General features: G+C 67.7%; 19 protein-coding genes. 4 read left to right on the top strand and 15 right to left on the bottom strand.

The features are described 5' to 3' along the window. Positions 1 to 11: 11 nt before the first annotated feature. The 11 genes from cyoD to AC6CR5_RS15215 all read right to left on the bottom strand — a co-directional run bounded on the left by cyoD (position 12) and on the right by AC6CR5_RS15215 (position 10,561). Complete coding sequence (cyoD, locus tag AC6CR5_RS15265; protein WP_006387442.1) at positions 12 to 362, bottom strand: cytochrome o ubiquinol oxidase subunit IV; 351 nt, start codon at positions 360 to 362, stop codon at positions 12 to 14. Further along, on the bottom strand, positions 362 to 976 hold the full coding sequence (cyoC, locus tag AC6CR5_RS15260; RefSeq protein ID WP_006387443.1) for a cytochrome o ubiquinol oxidase subunit III: 615 nt from the start codon (positions 974 to 976) through the stop codon (positions 362 to 364). The genes cyoD and cyoC overlap by 1 nt, the downstream gene beginning before the upstream one ends. 3 nt (positions 977 to 979) lie before the next feature. Beyond that, positions 980 to 2,956 (bottom strand): cytochrome o ubiquinol oxidase subunit I, encoded by a 1,977-nt coding sequence (gene cyoB, locus AC6CR5_RS15255; protein WP_006387444.1) that lies wholly within the window; start codon positions 2,954 to 2,956, stop codon positions 980 to 982. Continuing rightward, positions 2,956 to 3,867, bottom strand: a complete 912-nt coding sequence (gene cyoA, locus AC6CR5_RS15250) for a ubiquinol oxidase subunit II (protein ID WP_026384598.1) — start codon at positions 3,865 to 3,867, stop codon at positions 2,956 to 2,958. Before cyoA ends, cyoB begins: the two co-directional genes overlap by 1 nt. Before the next feature lie 258 nt (positions 3,868 to 4,125). Further along, positions 4,126 to 4,680 (bottom strand): response regulator transcription factor, encoded by a 555-nt coding sequence (locus tag AC6CR5_RS15245; protein ID WP_372363313.1) that lies wholly within the window; start codon positions 4,678 to 4,680, stop codon positions 4,126 to 4,128. 1 nt (position 4,681) lies between these two features. Then, positions 4,682 to 5,884 (bottom strand): ATP-binding protein, encoded by a 1,203-nt coding sequence (locus AC6CR5_RS15240; protein ID WP_006387447.1) that lies wholly within the window; start codon positions 5,882 to 5,884, stop codon positions 4,682 to 4,684. Positions 5,885 to 6,100: 216 nt separating this feature from the next. Beyond that, entirely contained in the window at positions 6,101 to 6,592 is a 492-nt protein-coding gene (locus tag AC6CR5_RS15235) for a copper chaperone PCu(A)C (RefSeq protein WP_172999902.1), read from the bottom strand. 28 nt (positions 6,593 to 6,620) lie between these two features. Further along, positions 6,621 to 7,238 (bottom strand): SCO family protein, encoded by a 618-nt coding sequence (locus tag AC6CR5_RS15230; protein WP_155872407.1) that lies wholly within the window; start codon positions 7,236 to 7,238, stop codon positions 6,621 to 6,623. A 59-nt stretch (positions 7,239 to 7,297) separates the two neighbouring features. Further along, positions 7,298 to 7,693 carry a DUF2946 family protein gene (locus AC6CR5_RS15225; RefSeq protein ID WP_223821516.1) on the bottom strand — a complete coding sequence of 132 codons (396 nt, stop codon included), beginning with the start codon at positions 7,691 to 7,693 and terminating at the stop codon, positions 7,298 to 7,300. A 71-nt stretch (positions 7,694 to 7,764) separates the two neighbouring features. Beyond that, positions 7,765 to 9,282 carry an acyl-CoA-binding protein gene (locus AC6CR5_RS15220; protein WP_054473560.1) on the bottom strand — a complete coding sequence of 506 codons (1,518 nt, stop codon included), beginning with the start codon at positions 9,280 to 9,282 and terminating at the stop codon, positions 7,765 to 7,767. Next, positions 9,272 to 10,561, bottom strand: coding sequence for an MASE1 domain-containing protein (locus tag AC6CR5_RS15215; RefSeq protein ID WP_049053349.1), 1,290 nt, complete (start codon positions 10,559 to 10,561; stop codon positions 9,272 to 9,274). Before AC6CR5_RS15215 ends, AC6CR5_RS15220 begins: the two co-directional genes overlap by 11 nt. A gap of 258 nt (positions 10,562 to 10,819) precedes the next feature. Here AC6CR5_RS15215 and AC6CR5_RS15210 point away from each other — a divergent pair, with 258 nt between their 5' ends. Next, the gene (locus AC6CR5_RS15210) at positions 10,820 to 11,518 is read left to right on the top strand and encodes a peptidoglycan DD-metalloendopeptidase family protein (protein WP_498085748.1); all 699 of its coding nucleotides are present in this window, start codon (positions 10,820 to 10,822) and stop codon (positions 11,516 to 11,518) included. 183 nt (positions 11,519 to 11,701) lie between these two features. Here AC6CR5_RS15210 and AC6CR5_RS15205 read toward each other — a convergent pair whose 3' ends face one another. The 3 genes from AC6CR5_RS15205 to AC6CR5_RS15195 all read right to left on the bottom strand — a co-directional run bounded on the left by AC6CR5_RS15205 (position 11,702) and on the right by AC6CR5_RS15195 (position 14,007). Continuing rightward, positions 11,702 to 12,463 (bottom strand): amino acid ABC transporter ATP-binding protein, encoded by a 762-nt coding sequence (locus AC6CR5_RS15205; RefSeq protein WP_020926582.1) that lies wholly within the window; start codon positions 12,461 to 12,463, stop codon positions 11,702 to 11,704. Further along, on the bottom strand, positions 12,460 to 13,140 hold the full coding sequence (locus AC6CR5_RS15200) for an amino acid ABC transporter permease (RefSeq protein ID WP_026384606.1): 681 nt from the start codon (positions 13,138 to 13,140) through the stop codon (positions 12,460 to 12,462). The genes AC6CR5_RS15205 and AC6CR5_RS15200 overlap by 4 nt, the downstream gene beginning before the upstream one ends. A gap of 81 nt (positions 13,141 to 13,221) precedes the next feature. Beyond that, complete coding sequence (locus AC6CR5_RS15195) at positions 13,222 to 14,007, bottom strand: amino acid ABC transporter substrate-binding protein (protein WP_006386703.1); 786 nt, start codon at positions 14,005 to 14,007, stop codon at positions 13,222 to 13,224. Positions 14,008 to 14,199: 192 nt separating this feature from the next. On the opposite strand from AC6CR5_RS15195, the gene AC6CR5_RS15190 reads away from it, so the two are divergent. Together AC6CR5_RS15190 and trhA are read left to right on the top strand one after the other, a co-directional pair. After that, complete coding sequence (locus AC6CR5_RS15190; protein WP_269877547.1) at positions 14,200 to 15,288, top strand: P1 family peptidase; 1,089 nt, start codon at positions 14,200 to 14,202, stop codon at positions 15,286 to 15,288. A gap of 148 nt (positions 15,289 to 15,436) precedes the next feature. Then, on the top strand, positions 15,437 to 16,060 hold the full coding sequence (trhA, locus tag AC6CR5_RS15185; RefSeq protein WP_026384608.1) for a PAQR family membrane homeostasis protein TrhA: 624 nt from the start codon (positions 15,437 to 15,439) through the stop codon (positions 16,058 to 16,060). A gap of 10 nt (positions 16,061 to 16,070) precedes the next feature. On the opposite strand, the gene AC6CR5_RS15180 is transcribed toward trhA, so the two are convergent. Beyond that, on the bottom strand, positions 16,071 to 16,544 hold the full coding sequence (locus AC6CR5_RS15180) for an Lrp/AsnC family transcriptional regulator (RefSeq protein ID WP_020926585.1): 474 nt from the start codon (positions 16,542 to 16,544) through the stop codon (positions 16,071 to 16,073). Between the two features lie 138 nt (positions 16,545 to 16,682). Here AC6CR5_RS15180 and kynU point away from each other — a divergent pair, with 138 nt between their 5' ends. Beyond that, a complete protein-coding gene (kynU, locus tag AC6CR5_RS15175; RefSeq protein ID WP_020926586.1) occupies positions 16,683 to 17,933 on the top strand; it encodes a kynureninase in 1,251 nt (416 codons plus the stop codon). The last annotated feature ends 32 nt before the right edge of the window (positions 17,934 to 17,965 follow it).

Raw genomic sequence — 17,965 nt, 5'->3', positions numbered from 1 at the left:
AATGACGGGTCTTACATGGCGTGGCCCATGTTGACGTTCATGTTGTACAGCACCCAGGCCGAACCCCCGACGATGATGGCGATGATCATCACGGTGAAGACGAACGTGGCCAGGTTGTCGCGGGCCGATTTCGATGCGCCCATGTGCAGGAAGTACACCAGCTGCACCAGCAGCTGGAGCACGCACAGCGCCACCACGCCGATGATGGTGATGGTGTGGGACAGCGCGCCGCTCATCACCAGGCCGAACGAGCCGAAGGTGAGCAGGAGCGAGAGCACGAAACCGATGATGTAGGACTTCAGGCTGCCGTGGTCGGCGGCGTGATCGTCGTGGCCGTGTGCGGCCGCAGCGGAGTGCGACATCAGAGGGCTCCCAGAAGATAGACGAAGGTGAACACGCAGATCCAGACGATGTCCAGGAAGTGCCAGAACAGGCTCAGGCACGCCAGGCGACGCTTGTTGATCGAGTCCAGGCCATGGCGGCGGATCATGTCGATCATGACGACGATCCAGATCAGGCCGAACGTCACGTGCAGGCCGTGCGTGCCGATCAGCGTGAAGAACGCCGACAGGTAGGCGCTGCGGCCGGGGCCCGCGCCTTCGGTGATCAGGTGATGGAATTCATAGACTTCCATCGCGATGAAGCCCGCGCCGAACAGGAACGTGACCATCAACCAGCCGATTGCGCGGCTCTTGTTGTTGGCGTGGACGTTCAGGTTGGCCATGCCGAAGGTGAAGCTCGAGAACAGCAGCAACAGGGTTTCGACCAGCACGAACTTCAGGTCGAACAGTTCCTTGCCGGTGGGGCCGCCCGCGGTGGCGTTGGCCAGCACCGCGAACGTCGCGAACAGCACCGAAAAGATCAGCAAGTCGCTCATGAGGTAGACCCAGAAACCGAAAACGGTCTTGGATCCATCGTCATGGTGCGCGTGATCGTCGTGACCCGCGTGGGGGTGAGTGGCTACGGCTTGAATCATGGCTCAGGCGGCCTTCTGCATTTTTTCAAAGTGGGCGTTTTCGATGCGTTCGACTTCCGCGGCCGGGACCCAGTAGTCGACGTCGCGGTCATAGGCGCGGACGATGAACGAACCGATCATGCCGACGAAACCGACGATCGACAGCCACCAGATGTGCCAGATCAGGGCAAAGCACATGACCAGGCCGAACGCGCCGATGAAGACGCCGGCGGCGGTGTTCTTCGGCATGTGGATGTCTTCGTACTTGGCCGGGCGCTTGTAGGCCTTGCCGTTCTGCTTGTCTTCCCAGAACTGGTCCAGTTCATCGACGTGAGGAACATGGGCGAAGTTGTAGAAAGGCGCGGGCGACGAGATCGACCATTCCAGGGTGCGGCCATCCCAGGGATCGCCGGTGATGTCCTGGTTCTGCTTGCGCTGGCGCACCGACACGAACACTTGCTGAAGCAGGAACCAGATGCCCAGCATGATCAGCGCGGCGCCGGCCAGCGCGACCAGCAGGTACGGCTGCCATTCGGGGTTGTCGTAGTGGTTCAGGCGACGCGTCATGCCCTTGAAGCCCAGGATGTACAGGGGCATGAAGGCCAGGAAGAAGCCGACGAACCAGCAGTAGAACGAGTAGCGGCCCAGGCGTTCGTTCAGCTTGAAGCCGAAAGCCTTGGGGAACCAGTAGGTCATGCCGGCGATGCAACCGAACACCACGCCACCGATGATGGTGTTGTGGAAGTGGGCGATCAGGAACAGGCTGTTGTGCAGCACGAACGACACGCCGGGGATGGCCAGCATCACGCCGGTCATGCCGCCGATGACGAACACCAGCATGAAGCCCAGCGTCCACAGCACCGGCGTGGTGATGCGCAGGCGGCCGCGGTAGATGGTGAACAGCCAGTTGAAGATCTTCGCGCCCGTCGGGATCGAGATGATCATCGTGGCGATGCCGAAGAACGCGTTGACGTTGGCCCCCGCGCCCATGGTGAAGAAGTGGTGCAGCCAGACCAGGAACGACAGCACGCCGATGGCGGCCGTGGCGTAGACCATGGACTTGTAGCCGAACAGGGTCTTGCGGGCGAACGTGGCGACCACTTCGGAGTACACGCCGAAGGCCGGCAGCACCAGGATGTAGACCTCGGGGTGGCCCCAGATCCAGATCAGGTTCACGTACATCATGACGTTGCCGCCCATGTCGTTCGTGAAGAAGTGCGTGCCCAGGTAGCGGTCCATCGTCAGCAGCGCCAGCGTGGCGGCCAGCACCGGGAAGGCGGCCACGATCAGGACGTTGGTGACCAGCGAGGTCCAGGTGAAGATCGGCATCTTCATCAGGCTCATGCCCGGCGCGCGCATGCGCAGGATGGTCACGATGAAGTTGATGCCGCTGAGTGTTGTACCCAGCCCGGAGATCTGCAGCGCCCAGATGTAGTAGTCCACCCCGACACTTGGGCTGTAGTCGAGCCCGGACAGCGGCGGATAGGCGAGCCAGCCGGTCGCGGCGAATTCACCGACGAACAGCGAGATCATCATCAGCGCGACGCCGGCGCCGAACAGCCAGAAGCTCAGCGAGTTCAGGAACGGGTAGGCCACGTCGCGGGCGCCGATCTGCAGCGGCACCACGATGTTCATCAGCCCGGTGATGAAAGGCATCGCCATGAAGAAGATCATGATGACGCCGTGGGCGGTGAAGATCTGGTCGTAGTGGTGGGGCGGCAGGAAGCCGGCGGAGTCGGCCGAGGCGACGGCCAACTGGGTACGCATCATGATGGCGTCGGCGAAGCCGCGCAGCAGCATGATCAGCGCGACGATGATGTACATCACGCCGATGCGCTTGTGGTCGACCGAGGTCAGCCATTCGGTCCAGAGGTACTTCCACTTGCGGAAGTAGGTGATGGCGCCGAAGACCGCTAGGCCTCCCAGGCACACGGCGGCCAGCGTGACCATGACGATGGGTTCATGGTACGGAATGGCCTCGAGGGTGAGTTTCCCGAGCATTATTGAGTCAATCCTGCGACAAGATTATTCGACGTGGGGGTGCACGTGGCGTCATCGACGCCGGCCATCTTGGACATGGTGCTGCCCAGGATGTAGTCGAACATGGACGGCGGCACCGAGGCGTACTTGGCGACCGGGTTGTGTTCGCTGCGCTTGGTCAGTTCCTGGTACACCGCCGGAGTCAGCGCGGTGCCGGAAGCCTTGGCTTCCTTGACCCAGTTGTCGAAGCCTTCCTGCGACGTGGCGATGGCCTTGAAGCGCATGCCGGAGAAGCCGGCGCCGCTGTAGTTGGCCGAGATGCCGGCGTAGGTGCCGGGCTCGCGCGCGTTCAGGTGCAGCTTGGTCTCCATGCCCGCCATCGAGTAGATCTGGCTGCCCAGCTGGGGGATGAAGAACGAGTTCATGACCGAGGCCGAGGTGATCCGGAAATTGACCGGGACGTCGACCGGGAAGGCGATCTCGTTGACCGTGGCGATGTCGTACTCGGGGTAGATGAACAGCCACTTCCAATCCAGCGACACCACCTCGATGGTGACCGGCTTGTGCTCGGAGACGAGCGGCTTGTAGGGATCGAGCGCGTGCGTGGAGCGCCAGGTGATCACGGCGAGGATCGCCACGATGATACATGGCACGGTCCAGACCACGACTTCGATCGCCGTGGAGTGGGCCCACTTGGGCTGGTAGTCGGCCTTGGTATTGGATGCGCGGTATTTCCAGGCAAACGTCAGGATCATGATGATGACCGGGATCACCACCAGGAGCATCAGACCGGTTGCCGTGAACAGCAGGGTCTTTTCCTGAGCGCCAATGTCTCCCTTGGGGGAGAGGATTTCCATGTTGCAGCCGCCAAGCAGCATGACCGCGCCGACGCCAAAAATGCGCGTAAGGGTCGCAAGGAGGGGGTGTTTCACGTACAGCCTTGGATGGAAGGTGGGAAATGCTGCGTAGCAGCAGACTGGAATGCTGCTAGGCAGCAACGTCCATCCTATCGGTTTGATTTGGGTCAAGGCTGCGACGAATGGTCGCATTGCCTGGCGGGCTTTTGCCCTCAAGGCTTCCCGTTAAGGGTTTTCCCAGGCGGGGGCGGGCTTTGCTGGAAGGGTGGGGGTGCGACGATATGTCGCACCTGCACAAGACGGGATTGTTGCGATGTGTGGCATCCGCGCCAATCAGTCGACCAGGACCTCGCGTTCCGGCCCCGGTTTTTTGGCCAACTTGCGCTGCAGGGAGCGCCGGTGCATCCCCAGCAGGCGGGCGGCGGCCGACACGTTGCCGCCGGTCTCGTGCAGCGCCTGGTGGATGTGTTCCCATTCTAGGCGGTGCAACGGCGTCATGGTGCTTTCGATCGTAACTGTTTCCGGTTTCACCAGGCCCAGCGTGCGCAGGATCATCGGGGCGGTGGCGGGCTTGGGCAGGTAGTCGTCGGCGCCGCGCTTGATGGCCTCGACCGCGGTGGCCACGCTGGCGTAGCCGGTGACCAGCAGGATGCGCATGTCGGCGCGCAGGGCGCGCAGGGGACGGATCAGGGTCAGGCCGGAGTCCTCGCCCAGGCGCAGGTCGACCAGCGCGAAGGCGGGGCGGATCTCTTCGGCCACGCGCAGCGCTTCGGCGATGCCGGTGGCGGTTCGGGTTTCCAGGCCGCGGCGCGACAGGCTGCGCTGCAGGGTGCGCACGTAGAGCTCGTCGTCGTCGATCAGCAGGCCGAGGTCGGTGGGATTCAACATATCAGGTCCCGGGGCTACCGAGGGGTAAATAAAAACGGATGCGGGTGCCGCCGCCATCGGCGGCCGTCATGGTCATTTCGCCGCCCATCTGCTCGACGGTGGCGTGCGACAGGGCCAGGCCGACGCCAAGCCCTCCCGGTTTGCCGCTGTTGAACAGGCTGGTGGCCGGCAGCAGCGTCTGGTCGGGGTCGAAGCCACGGCCGTAGTCGCGCACTTCGCCACGCAGGGCGCCGTAGCCGTATTCCAGGTGCAGGTCCACGCGCGGCTCGCTGGCGGCTTCGCCGGCGTCGGCCGCGTTGTTCAGCAGCGCCTGCAGCAGGTGGGCGATGGCCGGATCGACCCGCAGGCTGGCCGGCAGGGTGCCCGAGCGTTGCAGGTCGATGGTCGGCCGGATCAGGCGCCATTGCCCCACCACGCGAACCAGGTCCACCGCGGTTGGGACCGCCAGATTGCGGATGCGTTCCCGGCACAGGGCCAGCAGCTGGCTGAGGGTGGCGACATCCTGCTTGAGTTCGGGCTCCTTGACCTCGGCGGCGATCTCGTCGGCCAGCAGGGTCATGGTGGCCAGCGGGGTGTTCAGTTCGTGCGCCATGGCCGCCGCGTGGGTGGCCAGGGCGACAATGCCCTCGTTGCGCGTGAAGCGTTCGCGCAGGCGCGCCAGTTCGCGTTCGCGCGCCCGCAGGTCGGCGGCCAGGCGGGTGGTGAACACCAGCACCACCACCACGGAAATCAGGAAGTTGGCGCCCAGGCCCCACAGCAGCAGGGTGTGGGTGTTGACGTCGCCGCGCAGGGGCTGGCCGAGGATGGCCGCGGCGAAATAGCCGGAGATGCCCGCCAGCGCGGCGGCCAGCGCCCAGTTGCGCGGCAGCGCCAGCGCCGCCAGCGCCGTGAGGATCAGGAACATCATGCCGAACGGATTGCTCAGGCCGCCGCTCCAGCCCACCATCCAGGCCAGCACCGCCATGTCCACCAGCAGGTGGCCGAAGGCGGTGGCGTGCGACAGGTCGCGGCTGTGGCGCAGGCGCAGGCTGGCGTAGACGTTGAAGCCGATCAGCACGCCCACGCCGATCCACAGCGGTTCCAGCGGCAGGGCCAGGCCCAGCACGGCGCTGGCCACCAGGATGGTGGCAGCCTGGCCCGCGATGGCGAGCCAGCGCAGGCTGCAGAGGGTACGCAGGAAGGAAAAGGCGGAACTACCGGGCATATCCAGACACAGGGTTGCCGGTCCATCGCCGGCGGATCAGGCGCCCGGCTGCGCGGAACGCTGGCATCCTGGGCGGCATGGGGCGCCGCGCTGCCGCCGGGCCCCGCGAGGCCGCCGGCGGCGGATGTGTGCTGGCATTGTATGAGGAATCAGCACCGGACGTTTGATGCGATACGTCCCTGTTATCACATCCCGGACGCGCGGCCGCCCGCGGCGTCAGTGCGTGTGGCCCGCGGCGGGCGTGGCGGCCGCCGCCAGCGGGCGCGCCTGCGCCGTCACCGGCACGCGTCGTTGCTTGCCGTCGGCGTCCTGCACCAGCAGCGTCAGGGCCACCGGGTCGCCCACGGAAATCTGCCTGGCCAGGTCGATCAGCATGACGTGGTAGCCGCCCGGCTTGAGTTCCACCGGCTTGCCGGCGGGCAGGTCGATGGCGGGCACCTGGCGCATCTTCATGACGTTGTCCTGCATGGCCATTTCGTGCACTTCGGCGTGCTTGGCGGCGGCGGATTCCACGCCCACCAGGCGGGCCGCGGTCGGCGAGGTCAGGCGCATGAAGACGCCGGTGGCGTGCTGGTTGGGCACCGTGGCGCGCACCCAGGCGTCCTCGACCTTGAGCGTGGCGTCCTGCGCCAGGGCGCCAGGACTGGCCAGCACCAGGGCGCCCAGGGCGAAGGCGGCGGCCAGGGACTTGAAAGCGGTCGGTTTCATCGGGAATTCCTTTGGTTGGTGTGGTGGGTCAGAGCACGGTGCGCAGGTCGGCCGCGCATTCCTCGGCGCTCTGCTGGTGGCGCAGGGCCAGGCGCAACTTGCCCTGGGCGTCGATGATGTAGGTCAGCGCGGTGTGGTCCATGGTGTAGGACGAGCCGGTCGGCACCTTCTGGTAGAACACCTTGAACGACTGCGCGGCGGCGCGGGTCTGTTCGGCGTCGCCGCGCAGGCCGACGAACGCGGGGTCGAAGGCCCGCATGTAGGCCTGCAGGATTTCCGGCGTGTCGCGCTCCGGATCAACGGTGATGAACAGCACCTGCAGCTTGGCGGCGTCGGCGCCGAGCAGGCTCTTTATTTCCAGCGCGCGGGTCAGCGCGGTCGGGCAGATGTCCGGGCACTGGGTGAAGCCGAAGAACAGCATCACGGGCTTGCCGCGATAGTCGGCCAGTTGGCGTTGGCGACCCTCGGTGTCCTTCAGTTGGAAGTCGCCGGTGGGCATGCTGGACAGGTCCATGCCGTTGATCTTGGGGGCTTCGGGGCCGCAGCCGGCCAGGGGCAGCAGGGCCAGGGCCGACAGCAGCCGGCGCCGGTGACGGTCGGGCGCGGGCGGCGCGCCCAGGAGGGCGCGCGGGGATGGGGAGTGCATGAAAACCTCGTTGCTTGACGGTTCGCGTAGGCGCGGCGGGGCCGCGCGGAAAGGCGGAGTCAGGCCAGGCGAGGCGGGGCGCGCGAGCCCAGCGGCGGCCCTTGGGCCGGCTGCACGGGCAGCGCGAGCGGGGCCGGCGCGGGGGGCGCGGCCCGGCCGCTGGACAACGCCAGCGGCGAGCTGTGCGAGGCGGGAGCGGGCGCAACGTGCGCCAGCAGCCCGAAGGGGCATTGCGCCCCGGTATCGGCGTTGGAGTGGGCGCCGGAACCCGCGCCGCCCTTGTCATCGGGGGACAGCGCCAGCCGCAGCGTGGAAATATCGCCTGCCGCCGAGCAGAAGGTGACCTCGAGCCGGCCGTCGTGCAGCGCGCGGGCGTCGGGCATGTAGCCCGCGGGCACCACCGCGCGCAGCAGCAAGGCCAGGAACGCCAGCCACAGCACACCGCGGACGCGCAAGGCGCCACGGCTTCGTGGAGGTCGGGTCAAGGCGGGCATGCGCCGATTGTAGGCCCTGTTGCCGGCCAGGATCAGGTATCGGGATCCAGGCGCCGGATCAGGGCGATGTAGCGGCGCCGGGCCTGGTCGGCGGGCAGGCCCGCAAGCAGGCGCCAGGTGGCCAGCTCGATCTGCTCGCGCACGGTGGCGTCGGCGGGATCCTGCGCGGGCGCGTCGCCGTGCCGGGCCTGCCGTTCATAGGCGTGCAGGCGGATGGCGACGCTGGTGGAGGGCGCTTGCGGCAGGGCGCGCAGTTCGATCACGGCGGCCTCGAACGCGTCTTCCAGGTCCTGCGCCGCGATCGCCAGCGTGGCCGGATCCATGGCGTCGCCCTCGGGCTCCAGTCCGCTGGCCACGGCCAGCCGTCGCCACAGGGCGTCGTCGGCGGCCGGGTCGGCGGCCTGCGCGCTTACCTTGACGATGCTGTTGTTGCGCAGGCGCAGGGTATGGGTGGCGGCGCCGCGGCCGGTGGCGGCGCCGTCCCGCACCTGGAAGGTCAGCGGCACCGCGATGGCGCGGCCGGCCAGGGCCGGCTGGCCCACGCTGTCGACGGTGAAGGTGTTGCGCGAATAGTCCATCACGCGCGAGAACAGGTCGATCAGGCCGCCACGGCCACGGTATTCGCCGCTCAGGGGATTGTCGCCGCCTTCCTGCCACACGACGTCGTCGGCGAACAGCGGGAACAACGTTTCGTATTCGCCCGACAGCAACGCCTCGCGGTACTGCGCGAGCAGGCGCTCGACCTCGTCGCCGGTCATCGCGGCGGCGCGGCCCGGACGCGCGGTGTCGGGGCGCTTGTCCATGAATTGCAGGATGTCGGCGGCGACGCGGTCGCGGTCGTTGTCCACGCAGATCATGTGGTAGCTGTTGTCCAGCAGCACCATCCGGCTGTCGGCAATGGCGTCATTCAGGAATCGCGCCGAGCGCACCGAGGTCAGCTCGTCCTCGTGCGCATGGATGATCAGGCTGGGGCAGGTGATGGCGTTCAGTCCGCGCTGCACGAAGCGGCGCAGGCGGTCCACCTCGCGGACACAGGCCAGCGGCACCCAGCGGTAATGGAAATTCTCGCCGCGCTCGAACTTGGCCTTGACGATGGATCGCACCAGTTCGTTCTTGATGCCGTAGGGTTCTTCTTCCTCGACGCGCATGCGCGCGGCCAGGCCAGGGATGCGGTAGACCAGCTTGCGCAGGCCGCGGTACCAGGGCGTGCTCCAGCCGTCGATGAAGACCGGCGCGGCCAGGCTGACCAGCTTGCCCTTGCGGTGCCCGACGCGCTTGCACAGCTCCACCGCCAGCAGCGCGCCCAGGCACATGCCGACCACGTGCAGCGTGTCGTGGCGTTCGGCCACCTCGCGGTACTTGGCGGTGACGGCGTCGATCCAGTCTTCGGCGCGCACCGGCAGCAGGTCCTCGGGAACCGTGCCGTGCCCGGGCAGCGTCAGCGAGTGGGTCTCGATGCCGGCGCGCTTGAGGATCTTGTGCAGCGACCCCAGGTCGTACTGGGTGCCGCCCAAGCCGTGGATGAGCAGGGCTCCGGTGCTAGTGGACATCTGCCTGCTCGATTTCGCCCAGGCGCCACATGCCGGCGACGACGGCCACGCTGCCGTCGAAATCCTCCAGCGGCGAACCGCGGTCGCTGATCACGCGCCAGCCGCCGCTGGCGTGCGCCATGCGGAACAGCAGCGGCGTGCGGTCGTGGGCGCCGGCGCGGCGCGCGGCCCAGTGCAGCGTCAGGCGCGCGCGGTCGTCCGGGTGGGCCAGGGCCAGCAGCGCGTCCAGGTTGGAAATGGCGGCCGCCTGCACGCCCAGGGCGCCCTGCAGGTCGCCGGCCAGTTCGAGCGAGCCGTCGAACGGGTTGTAGCGGTACATCAGCTGATGGCTGCCGGCCAGCGCCAGATCGAAGCGGCCGCGCCAGCGCTCGGCGTTCTCGAGTTCCTGCGCGCGGGCGGCGCGCAGGGTGTTGACCAGCAGGATCAGCAGCGCGGTGACCACCAGGTAGACCTGCGTGGCCAGCAGCACGTGCCAATGGTCGTTGGCTTCCACGAACGGGCCTTCGCCCTGCGCGCTCTGGTACAGCGCCATCAGGGCCAGCGTGATGACAGCCAGGGTGCCGCCCGGCGGACCCCACACCAGCGCGGTCAACACCGCGAATACCAGCGGCAGGTAGGTCAGTTCGAAGGTGACCACGTACGGCAGGTTCTGGATCATGTCGCCGTCGAAGGTCATGAAGGTCGAGGCGATCAGCGCGACGTAGGCGATGGCGCCCAGCACCAGGTCGCGCTTGCGCGGCCCCCCCGAGCGGCGCGGGCGGAAATGGGCCCACACGGTCAGGGCCGGCGCGACGATCAGGATGCCGGCCAGGTAGGCCGCGACCCAGGTGCGCAGCCGCAGCCAGCCATGCGCTTCCTGCGTCAGCCACAGCCAGCCGCCGCCCAGCAGCGCCGACAGGCCCGCGCCCGCCAGCGCGCCGGCCAGCAGCGCGGCGACCAGCCCGAGTCCGCCCTCGCGCGGGGCCAGGCGCTGCACCGTCCAGGCCGCCAGCAGGTTGGACAGGCTGGCGGCGATGGCGAACACCAGCGCCGTGGCGGGCTGGCCGCGCGTGAAGCTGGTCAAGACCAGTTGCGCGCAGAAGAAGGCGGCCAGGAGCAGCGGCCAATTGCGGCGCTGCGTCAGCAGATAGGCGCCCACCGCCACGCCCGGCGGCAGCCAGACGAAGACCGCGTGGCTGACCGGATCGTTCAGCAGGCGCGAGAAGACCCCGCACAGCAGGTAGGGGATGGCCCACAGCAGGCAGTACAGGTTTCTTCGGGGCGCTCGTGGTGTTGCCATATCGTTCCTTGCAGACGCGGTGATCCATGGCGAGCGCGGGCTCGCGCCAATCAGCGGGGTTATACAACACGGCCCGGCACCGTCCGCGAAAGTTGCCGGGGGCATACCGCCGTTCGAAAATCTTGGTACCCTTGGACGCAGTCGTGTCCCACTCCGTTCCAGGATTCAGTGCTCTCCTTGCCCGCCCAGACCCTGCCAGCCCCCGATTCCATTGCCGTTTCCGGGCTCGCCCGGGCGCGTCCGCCCGCGCGCGATGCCATCCGTTTGGTCCGGCTGGCGCTGCTGGCCGCGTTGCTGGCATTGCTGGCCGCCTGCGGCACCACGACCAAGGTCCAGCCCGGTTATTACCGGGTGCAGTCGGGCGATACGCTGACGCAGATCGCCCGCAAGCAGGGCACCAGCGTATCCAACCTTGCGCGTTGGAACAACCTGTCGAATACCAATGCAATCGAGGTGGGGCAGATGCTGCGGGTGGTGCCGCCTGCGGGGCAGGCCAGCACTTCCGCGCCGTCCAAGTCGCGGCCCAAGGCCTCGGGCGGCTCGCGCGCGGGCGCCTCCAGCATGGGCAAGCGGCGCACCGCGCCGCCGGAGGCGATTTCGCTGGTGTGGCCGGCGCAGGGCAAGGTGACCCGCGGCTACGATGGCTCGGGGTCGAACGGTATCGTCATTTCCAACACCGCCGGCACGCCGGTGGTGGCCGCGGCCGCCGGCACCGTTGCCTATTCCGGCAGCGGCCTGCGTGGCTACGGGCATCTGGTGATCGTCAAGCATAGCGCCAGCTTCCTCAGCATCTACGCCCACAACAGCAAACTGCTGGTCAAGGAAGGCCAGCGGGTGAGCCAGGGGCAGAAAATCGCCGAAATGGGCAATAGCGACAGCAAGCAGGTAGGACTGTACTTCGAATTGCGCTACGACGGCCAGGCGGTCGATCCGGCCGGTTCTCTGCCTGGGAAGTAAGGGCCCCCACGCGGCGCGCGCGTAGCGCGCTTGCTGCCCCCCGAGGGGGCTGCCCGGCCTTCGGGCGGCCGGGCGGCCGGGCGGCTATTTTTTTGTGGCGGTGTTGGTTGGGGAGCGGACGCGCGCGCTCGATGGGGGCGCCGCTCAAAGGGCTGCCCGGTTTTCGGACGGCCGGGCGCCGTCTCAACCGATCTGGCCGGCGTCCTGCGTCAAGGTCGAGATGAACGTCGCGGTGCGCGGATCGCGCGGTCGGGTGAACAGGTCGCGCGAGGCGCCGGCTTCGACCACGTTGCCGTCGAGCAGGAACACCGCTTCACGCGAAACGCTGGCGGCCAGGCGCAGGTCATGGGTGGCCATCAGCATGGTCATGCCCTCGGCGGCCAGCTGGCGCAGCACGTCCACCACTTCGGCGGCCAGGCCGGGGTCGAGCGCCGAGGTCGGTTCGTCGCACAGCAATACCCGCGGCGCGGGCGCCAGGGCGCGGGCGATCGCCACGCGCTGCTGCTGGCCGCCCGACAGATTGGCGGGCCAGGCCTCGGCCTTGTCCAGCATGTTGACCTTGCGCAGCAGTTCCTCGGCCCGCGCGCGGGCGCGGTCGGCGGGCCATTTCTGCACCGTCACCAGGCCTTCCATCACGTTGCCGATCACGGTCTGGTGCGGGAACAGCTGGAAATTCTGGAACACCATGCCGGTCTGCATGCGTACCCGCTGCACCTGGTCGCGCGAGAGCTTTTCGCCGGGCTCGAACTCGACCCGTTCGGGGCCGATCTCGAGCGTGCCGCGGTCGGGCACCTCCAGCAGGTTGACACAGCGCAGCAGGGTGCTCTTGCCGCTGCCGGACGGGCCGATCAGCGCGGTGACGCTGCCTTCGGCGATGGCCACGTCGACCTGCTTGAGCACCAGGTTGCCGCCGAAGGATTTCTCGATCTGTTCCAGGCGGATCATCGGTTCTTCTCGGAAAACACCGCGTGCTGGCCGAAGCGCCGTTCCAGGCGCACCTGGGCGGCGGACAGCACCGAGCTGAACACCAGGTAGATCAGCGCGGCCTCGGTGTACAGGATCAGCGGTTCGTACGTGACGGCGGCGATGCGCTGGGCCGCCTGGAAGATCTCGGGCACTGTCAGCACGGCGGCCAGCGAGGTGTCCTTGACCAGGGCGATGAAGGAATTGGACAGCGGCGGCACCGCCACCCGCGCGGCCTGCGGCAGCACGGTGCGGCGCAGCGCCTGGCCGCGCGTCATGCTCAATGAATAGGCGGCTTCCCACTGGCCCTTGGAGATGGACTCGATGGCGCCACGGATCACTTCGGAGTTGTAGGCGCCGACGTTCAGCGTGAAGCCGATCAGCGCCGCCGGCAATGGGTCGAGCACCACGCCGACGCTGGGCAGGCCGTAGAAGATCACGAACAGCTGCACCAGCAGCGGCGTGCCGCGGATCAGCCAGACGTAAAAACGCACCAGCGCCACCAGCGGCGCCGGCCCGAACAGCCGGATCAGCGCCACCACGAAGGCCAGCGCCAGCCCCAGCGCGAACGACATCAATGTCAGCGGGACGGTGAACACCAGCCCGGCGTGCAGCAAGGGCCAGAACGAGTCGGCCATCAACTGCACCCAGGCCGGCACCGCGAGGGTGTCGACCTGGGACAGGATCCAGTCGGGCAGGACGTTGTGCAGCCAGGCGGGGAGCGTCATGGAGCGGGCCGCTTATTGCTGCGCCGACAGGTCCGTGCCGAAGTACTTGACCGAGATGGTCTTGTAGGTGCCGTCCGCCTTGATGTCGGCCAGCGCCTTGTTGATGGCGGCCACCAGTTCGGGGTTGTTCTTGCGCAGCAGCACGCCGGAGTTGCTGAATTCGGCGGCCTTGTCGGTGGCGGCGATCTTGACCTTGGCGTTGGGCTTCTGCTTCTTGAAGTCCAGGAACGACAGGTTGTCGTTGACCGTGGCCTCGACGCGGCCCGAGGTCAGCAGGTCGATGGCTTCGTTAAAGCCTTGCACGGCAACCACTTCCGCGCCGTGGCTCTGCGCCAGCTTGCCGAAGTTGCTGGTGAGCGTGTTGGCGGACTTCCTGCCCTTCAGGTCGGCGAACGACTTGATGGTGGTGTTGTCATCGCGCACGATCAGCACCGCGGCCGACGAGATGTAGGGATCGGAGAAGTCGTACTTGGCGCGGCGCGCGTCGGTGATGCCGACCTGGTTGATGACGGCGTCGTAGCGCTTGGCGTCGAGCCCGGCGATCAGGCCGTCCCACTTGCCTTCGACGAATTCGGCCTTGACGCCCAGGCGCTGGGCGATGGCGCGCCCAATGTCGACGTCAAAACCGGTAAGCTGGCCGGAGGCGTCGTGGAAGGTGAAGGGAGCGTAGGTGCCTTCGGTGCCGATCTTGAACACGCCGGCGGACTTGATCTGGTCCAGCCCCGACTGGGCGTGGGCGGCGGACAGGGCGGCGACCTGGACCAGGCCGGCGATGAACAACGAGCGCAAGAGTTTCATGGCAATGCTCCACGGATGAGAGATCACTGCGAAAGGGCCGCGCGGATCGCGCCGCCTTCCGGTGTAGCCGCACTCTAACAACGCGCCTATTTTTCCACAAAGCATAAGGAATAGTAAAAATATAGCGGCAAGTCATATGCGGCATTCGCGCCCCGGGCCGCCCGGCCCGGGGTTCATCCAGGTGGTATCCAGATGGAGACAGGCGTGCAACAACAGTGGAACAGGCGGGCTTTCATGATGGCGGCGGCGGGTGTCGCGGCTTGCGCAAGTGTCATGCCGGCGCACGGCGCCAACGGCCTGCGCCGGGTGCCCGGCGGCGGCAGCATCACCGACGTGGCCGGCCTCAAGGTCGGGCACTACACCGACACGCGGCGGCCGACCGGCTGCACGGTCATCATCGCCGAAGCGGGCGCCACCGGCGGCGTGGACGTGCGCGGCGCGGCGCCGGGCACGCGCGAGACCGATCTGCTCAATCCCGTCAACATGGTGGAAAAAGTGCATGCGGTGATGCTGGCCGGCGGCAGCGCCTTCGGCCTGGAGGCGGCCACCGGCGTCATGCGCTACCTGGAAGAACGCAAGATCGGCTTCGACGTGGGCGTGGCGCACGTGCCGATCGTGCCAGCCGCCATCCTGTTCGACCTGGGCGTGGGCGACGCCTCGATCCGGCCCGATGCCGCGGCCGGCTACCAGGCCTGCAAGGCGGCCAGCGCCAAGCCGCCGCAGGAGGGCAACGTCGGCGCCGGCGCCGGGGCGACGGTCGGCAAGCTGTATGGCGCCAAGCGCGCCATGAAGGGCGGCCTGGGCAGCGCCTCGCTGACCGTGGCGGGCGTCACGGTGGGCGCGATCGTCGCGGTCAATGCGGTGGGCGACGTGGTCGATCCGGCCACCGGCCGCGTGCTGGCCGGCGCCCGCAGCGCCGACGGCAGGATGCTGCTGGACACGCGCGCGGCGATCCTGGCCGGCGACCTGCCGACCTCGATGCGCGAGGGCGCGGCCACCACCATCGGCCTGGTGGCGACCGACGTCAAGTTGACCAAGGCGCAGGCGCAGAAGATGGCGCAGACCGCGCACGACGGCCTGGCCCGCACCATCAACCCGATCCACACCATGCTCGACGGCGACACCGTGTTCGCGCTGGGCACGGGCGTCTCCAACAAGCCCGCCAACATGATGCTGCTGGGCGTGATGGCGGCCGAGGCGATGGCGATCGCCGTGCAGCGCGCCATCCTGGCGGCGCGCGCGCTGGAAGGCTATCCGGCGGCGGTGGATTTCATCGCCTGAGCGTCGCCTTCTTCCGGGTAAATGGCGCGCTTGCAAGCAGGAACGCCATTTGCTGCCCCCGCCGTATTCGTGCTGACCCCAAGCTGTCATATCGCGCCGGCATGATGGAAAGCGTCGGCGTCACGCCTGCGCGCGGGGGAGGGACAGCATGTACGAAGGAGAGCGCTTGAACGGAGCCACGCACCTGGCCGGCCTGGCCTTGGCGGTGGCCGCATCCGGGGCCCTGATCGCGCGGGCCGCGGAACTGAAAGTGGAGTGGCGCCAGACCATGGCCTGCGCGGTGTTCGCGGCATCCATGATCGCCGTCTATGCGTCATCGGTGCTGTATCACTGGTCGCGCGGACGCCGCAAGGCGCGCTGGGCCAAGGCCGATCATTGCGCCATCTACCTGCTGATCGCGGGTACCTATACGCCGCTGGCATTCGTGCCGCCGGAGCTGGGCTGGGGCGCCGCCATGGCGGTGGCGATCTGGCTGCTGGCGCTATACGGCATCGGCCGGGAATTGTGGTGGGCGCGTGACGCCGCGCCGGCCTTGCCGCTGTACCTGGCGATGGGATGGCTGGGCGTGATGTGCGCCGCGCCCATCGCCGGCGCGCTGTCGGGCGCCGGCCTGGCCTGGCTGCTGGCCGGGGCCGCGCTCTACACGGTGGGCACGGTGTTCTACGCCAACGACAAGCGCTGGCGACATGCCCACGGCATCTGGCACCTGTTCGTCATGGGCGGCTCGGCCTGCCACTTCGTCACGGTGTTCGGCTTCCTGCGCCACGCCTGAGCGCCGGCCGTCAGCGCCAGGCCGCCAGCGGCAGCATGCCGCCGCGGTTCTTCACTTTGCGCATGACGATATGCGAACACAGGTCGCGCACGCCGGCGATCTTGCTGAGCTTGTCCTCCACGAACTGCGAGAACGCCGCCAGGTTGCGGGTGCGCACCGTCAGGATGTAGTTGGAGGCGCCGGTGACGATGCTGGCCTCGGTGATTTCGTCGTACAGGGCGATGCCGGCCAGGAATTCCTCGTGCCAGCCGGCGCGGGACTGGTCCAGCGACACGTGCACGACGGCTTCCAGCTCGAAGCCCAGCCGCTCGGCGTCGAGCACGGCGCGATAGCCCCGGATCAGCCCGCCTTCCTCCAGCGCCCGCACCCGCCGCAGGCAGGCCGACGGCGACAGCGCCACCTGCTCGGCCAGGTCCTGGTTGCTGAGCTGGCTGTTCTCCTGCAGGCGGTAGAGGATGCGGTGGTCGATGGCGTCCAGTTGCATGATGCAATCCAATTCGAAAAAAATGGCTATGACGCAATTTAATGCGAAATCCTAGGGTTAGCCACGCCTTGTTTTGCAACTATTCGGCTTGGCCGCGCTGCTAGTATGTAGCCAGCATATTGCCCGAAGGAGCTGTGAATGCATACCCGCGAAAGCTGTGTCGCCGCCGACCGGCAGGACCCCCTGGCGCCGCTGAAGGCGCGTTTCGACCTGCCGCCCGGCGTGCTGTACATGGATGGCAATTCGCTCGGCGTGATGCCGCGCGCCGCCGCCGCGCGCGCCGCCGAGGTCATCACCCAGGAATGGGGCACCGGCCTGATCCGCAGCTGGAACACCGCCGGCTGGTTCGAACTGCCGTCGCGGCTGGGCGACAAGCTGGCCGGCCTGCTCGGCGCGAAAGAGGGCGAACTGGTCATCACCGACACCACCTCGCTGAACATCTTCAAGGCCCTGGCGGCCAGCCTGCGCATCCAGCAGAAGCGCCAGCCCGAGCGCCGCGTGATCCTGTCCGAGCGCGACAACTTCCCCACCGACCTCTACATGATCCAGGGCATGATCGACCTGCTGCAGCAGGGCTACGAGATGCGCCTGATCGACGACGGCCTGCCGCTGGAGCGGGCGCTGGACGAGGACGTGGCGGTGGTGCTGCTGTCGCACGTCAACTACCGCAGCGGGCAGATGCACGACATGGCCGCGGTCACGCGCCAGGCGCACGAGCGCGGCGCGCTGGTCATCTGGGACTTGGCGCACGCCGCCGGCGCGGTGCCGGTGGACCTGAACGGCGCCGACGCCGACTACGCCGTGGGCTGCACCTATAAATACCTGAACGGCGGCCCCGGCTCGCCGGCCTTCATCTGGGTGGCGCCGCGCCACATTCCCGATTTCTGGCAGCCGCTGTCGGGCTGGTGGGGCCACCAGCGTCCGTTCGACATGACGGTTGCCTACGAGCCGGCCGGCGGCATCCGCCGCTACCTGTGCGGCACCCAGCCGATCGTGTCGCTGGCCATGGTCGAATGCGGCCTGGACGTGGCGCGCGAGGCCGACATGGCCGAGGTGCGCAGGAAGTCGCTGGCGCTGGGCGACCTGTTCATCGCCTTGGTCGAGGAACGCTGCGCCGGCCATCCGCTGACGCTGGTGACGCCGCGCGACCATGCCCAGCGCGGCAGCCACGTCAGCCTGCGGCATCCCAACGGCTACGAGGTCATGCAGGCGCTGATCGCGCGCGGCCTGATCGGCGACTACCGCGAACCCGAGGTGCTGCGCTTCGGCCTGACGCCGCTGTACTTTGGCTACGCCGACGTGTGGGACGCGGTCGAGATCCTGAAAGACGTGCTCGACAGCAAGGCCTGGGACAAGCCCGAGTTCAAGCAGCGTTCGGCCGTGACCTGAGCGGCCGGCGCACCGGCCCGAGCGACATCCAG

The sequence above is a fragment of the Achromobacter sp. EG18 genome, from assembly GCF_059759395.1.
Note: the sequence above shows the minus strand (reverse complement) of the source record. Positions and strands in the feature narration are given on the sequence as shown.

What these genes read in the sequence shown, in the direction of transcription:
- AC6CR5_RS15240 (WP_006387447.1), bottom strand. Translation starts at nt 5,884, where the DNA reads ATGCCCGGTAGTTCCGCCTTTTCCTTCCTGCGTACCCTCTGCAGCCTG.
- AC6CR5_RS15215 (WP_049053349.1), bottom strand. Translation starts at nt 10,561, where the DNA reads ATGGCAACACCACGAGCGCCCCGAAGAAACCTGTACTGCCTGCTGTGG.
- AC6CR5_RS15245 (WP_372363313.1), bottom strand. Translation starts at nt 4,680, where the DNA reads ATGTTGAATCCCACCGACCTCGGCCTGCTGATCGACGACGACGAGCTC.
- AC6CR5_RS15180 (WP_020926585.1), bottom strand. Translation starts at nt 16,544, where the DNA reads ATGCAACTGGACGCCATCGACCACCGCATCCTCTACCGCCTGCAGGAG.
- trhA (WP_026384608.1), top strand. Translation starts at nt 15,437, where the DNA reads ATGTACGAAGGAGAGCGCTTGAACGGAGCCACGCACCTGGCCGGCCTG.
- AC6CR5_RS15230 (WP_155872407.1), bottom strand. Translation starts at nt 7,238, where the DNA reads ATGCACTCCCCATCCCCGCGCGCCCTCCTGGGCGCGCCGCCCGCGCCC.
- AC6CR5_RS15220 (WP_054473560.1), bottom strand. Translation starts at nt 9,282, where the DNA reads ATGTCCACTAGCACCGGAGCCCTGCTCATCCACGGCTTGGGCGGCACC.
- cyoD (WP_006387442.1), bottom strand. Translation starts at nt 362, where the DNA reads ATGTCGCACTCCGCTGCGGCCGCACACGGCCACGACGATCACGCCGCC.
- AC6CR5_RS15190 (WP_269877547.1), top strand. Translation starts at nt 14,200, where the DNA reads ATGGAGACAGGCGTGCAACAACAGTGGAACAGGCGGGCTTTCATGATG.
- kynU (WP_020926586.1), top strand. Translation starts at nt 16,683, where the DNA reads ATGCATACCCGCGAAAGCTGTGTCGCCGCCGACCGGCAGGACCCCCTG.
- AC6CR5_RS15195 (WP_006386703.1), bottom strand. Translation starts at nt 14,007, where the DNA reads ATGAAACTCTTGCGCTCGTTGTTCATCGCCGGCCTGGTCCAGGTCGCC.
- AC6CR5_RS15235 (WP_172999902.1), bottom strand. Translation starts at nt 6,592, where the DNA reads ATGAAACCGACCGCTTTCAAGTCCCTGGCCGCCGCCTTCGCCCTGGGC.
- AC6CR5_RS15205 (WP_020926582.1), bottom strand. Translation starts at nt 12,463, where the DNA reads ATGATCCGCCTGGAACAGATCGAGAAATCCTTCGGCGGCAACCTGGTG.
- cyoB (WP_006387444.1), bottom strand. Translation starts at nt 2,956, where the DNA reads ATGCTCGGGAAACTCACCCTCGAGGCCATTCCGTACCATGAACCCATC.
- cyoC (WP_006387443.1), bottom strand. Translation starts at nt 976, where the DNA reads ATGATTCAAGCCGTAGCCACTCACCCCCACGCGGGTCACGACGATCAC.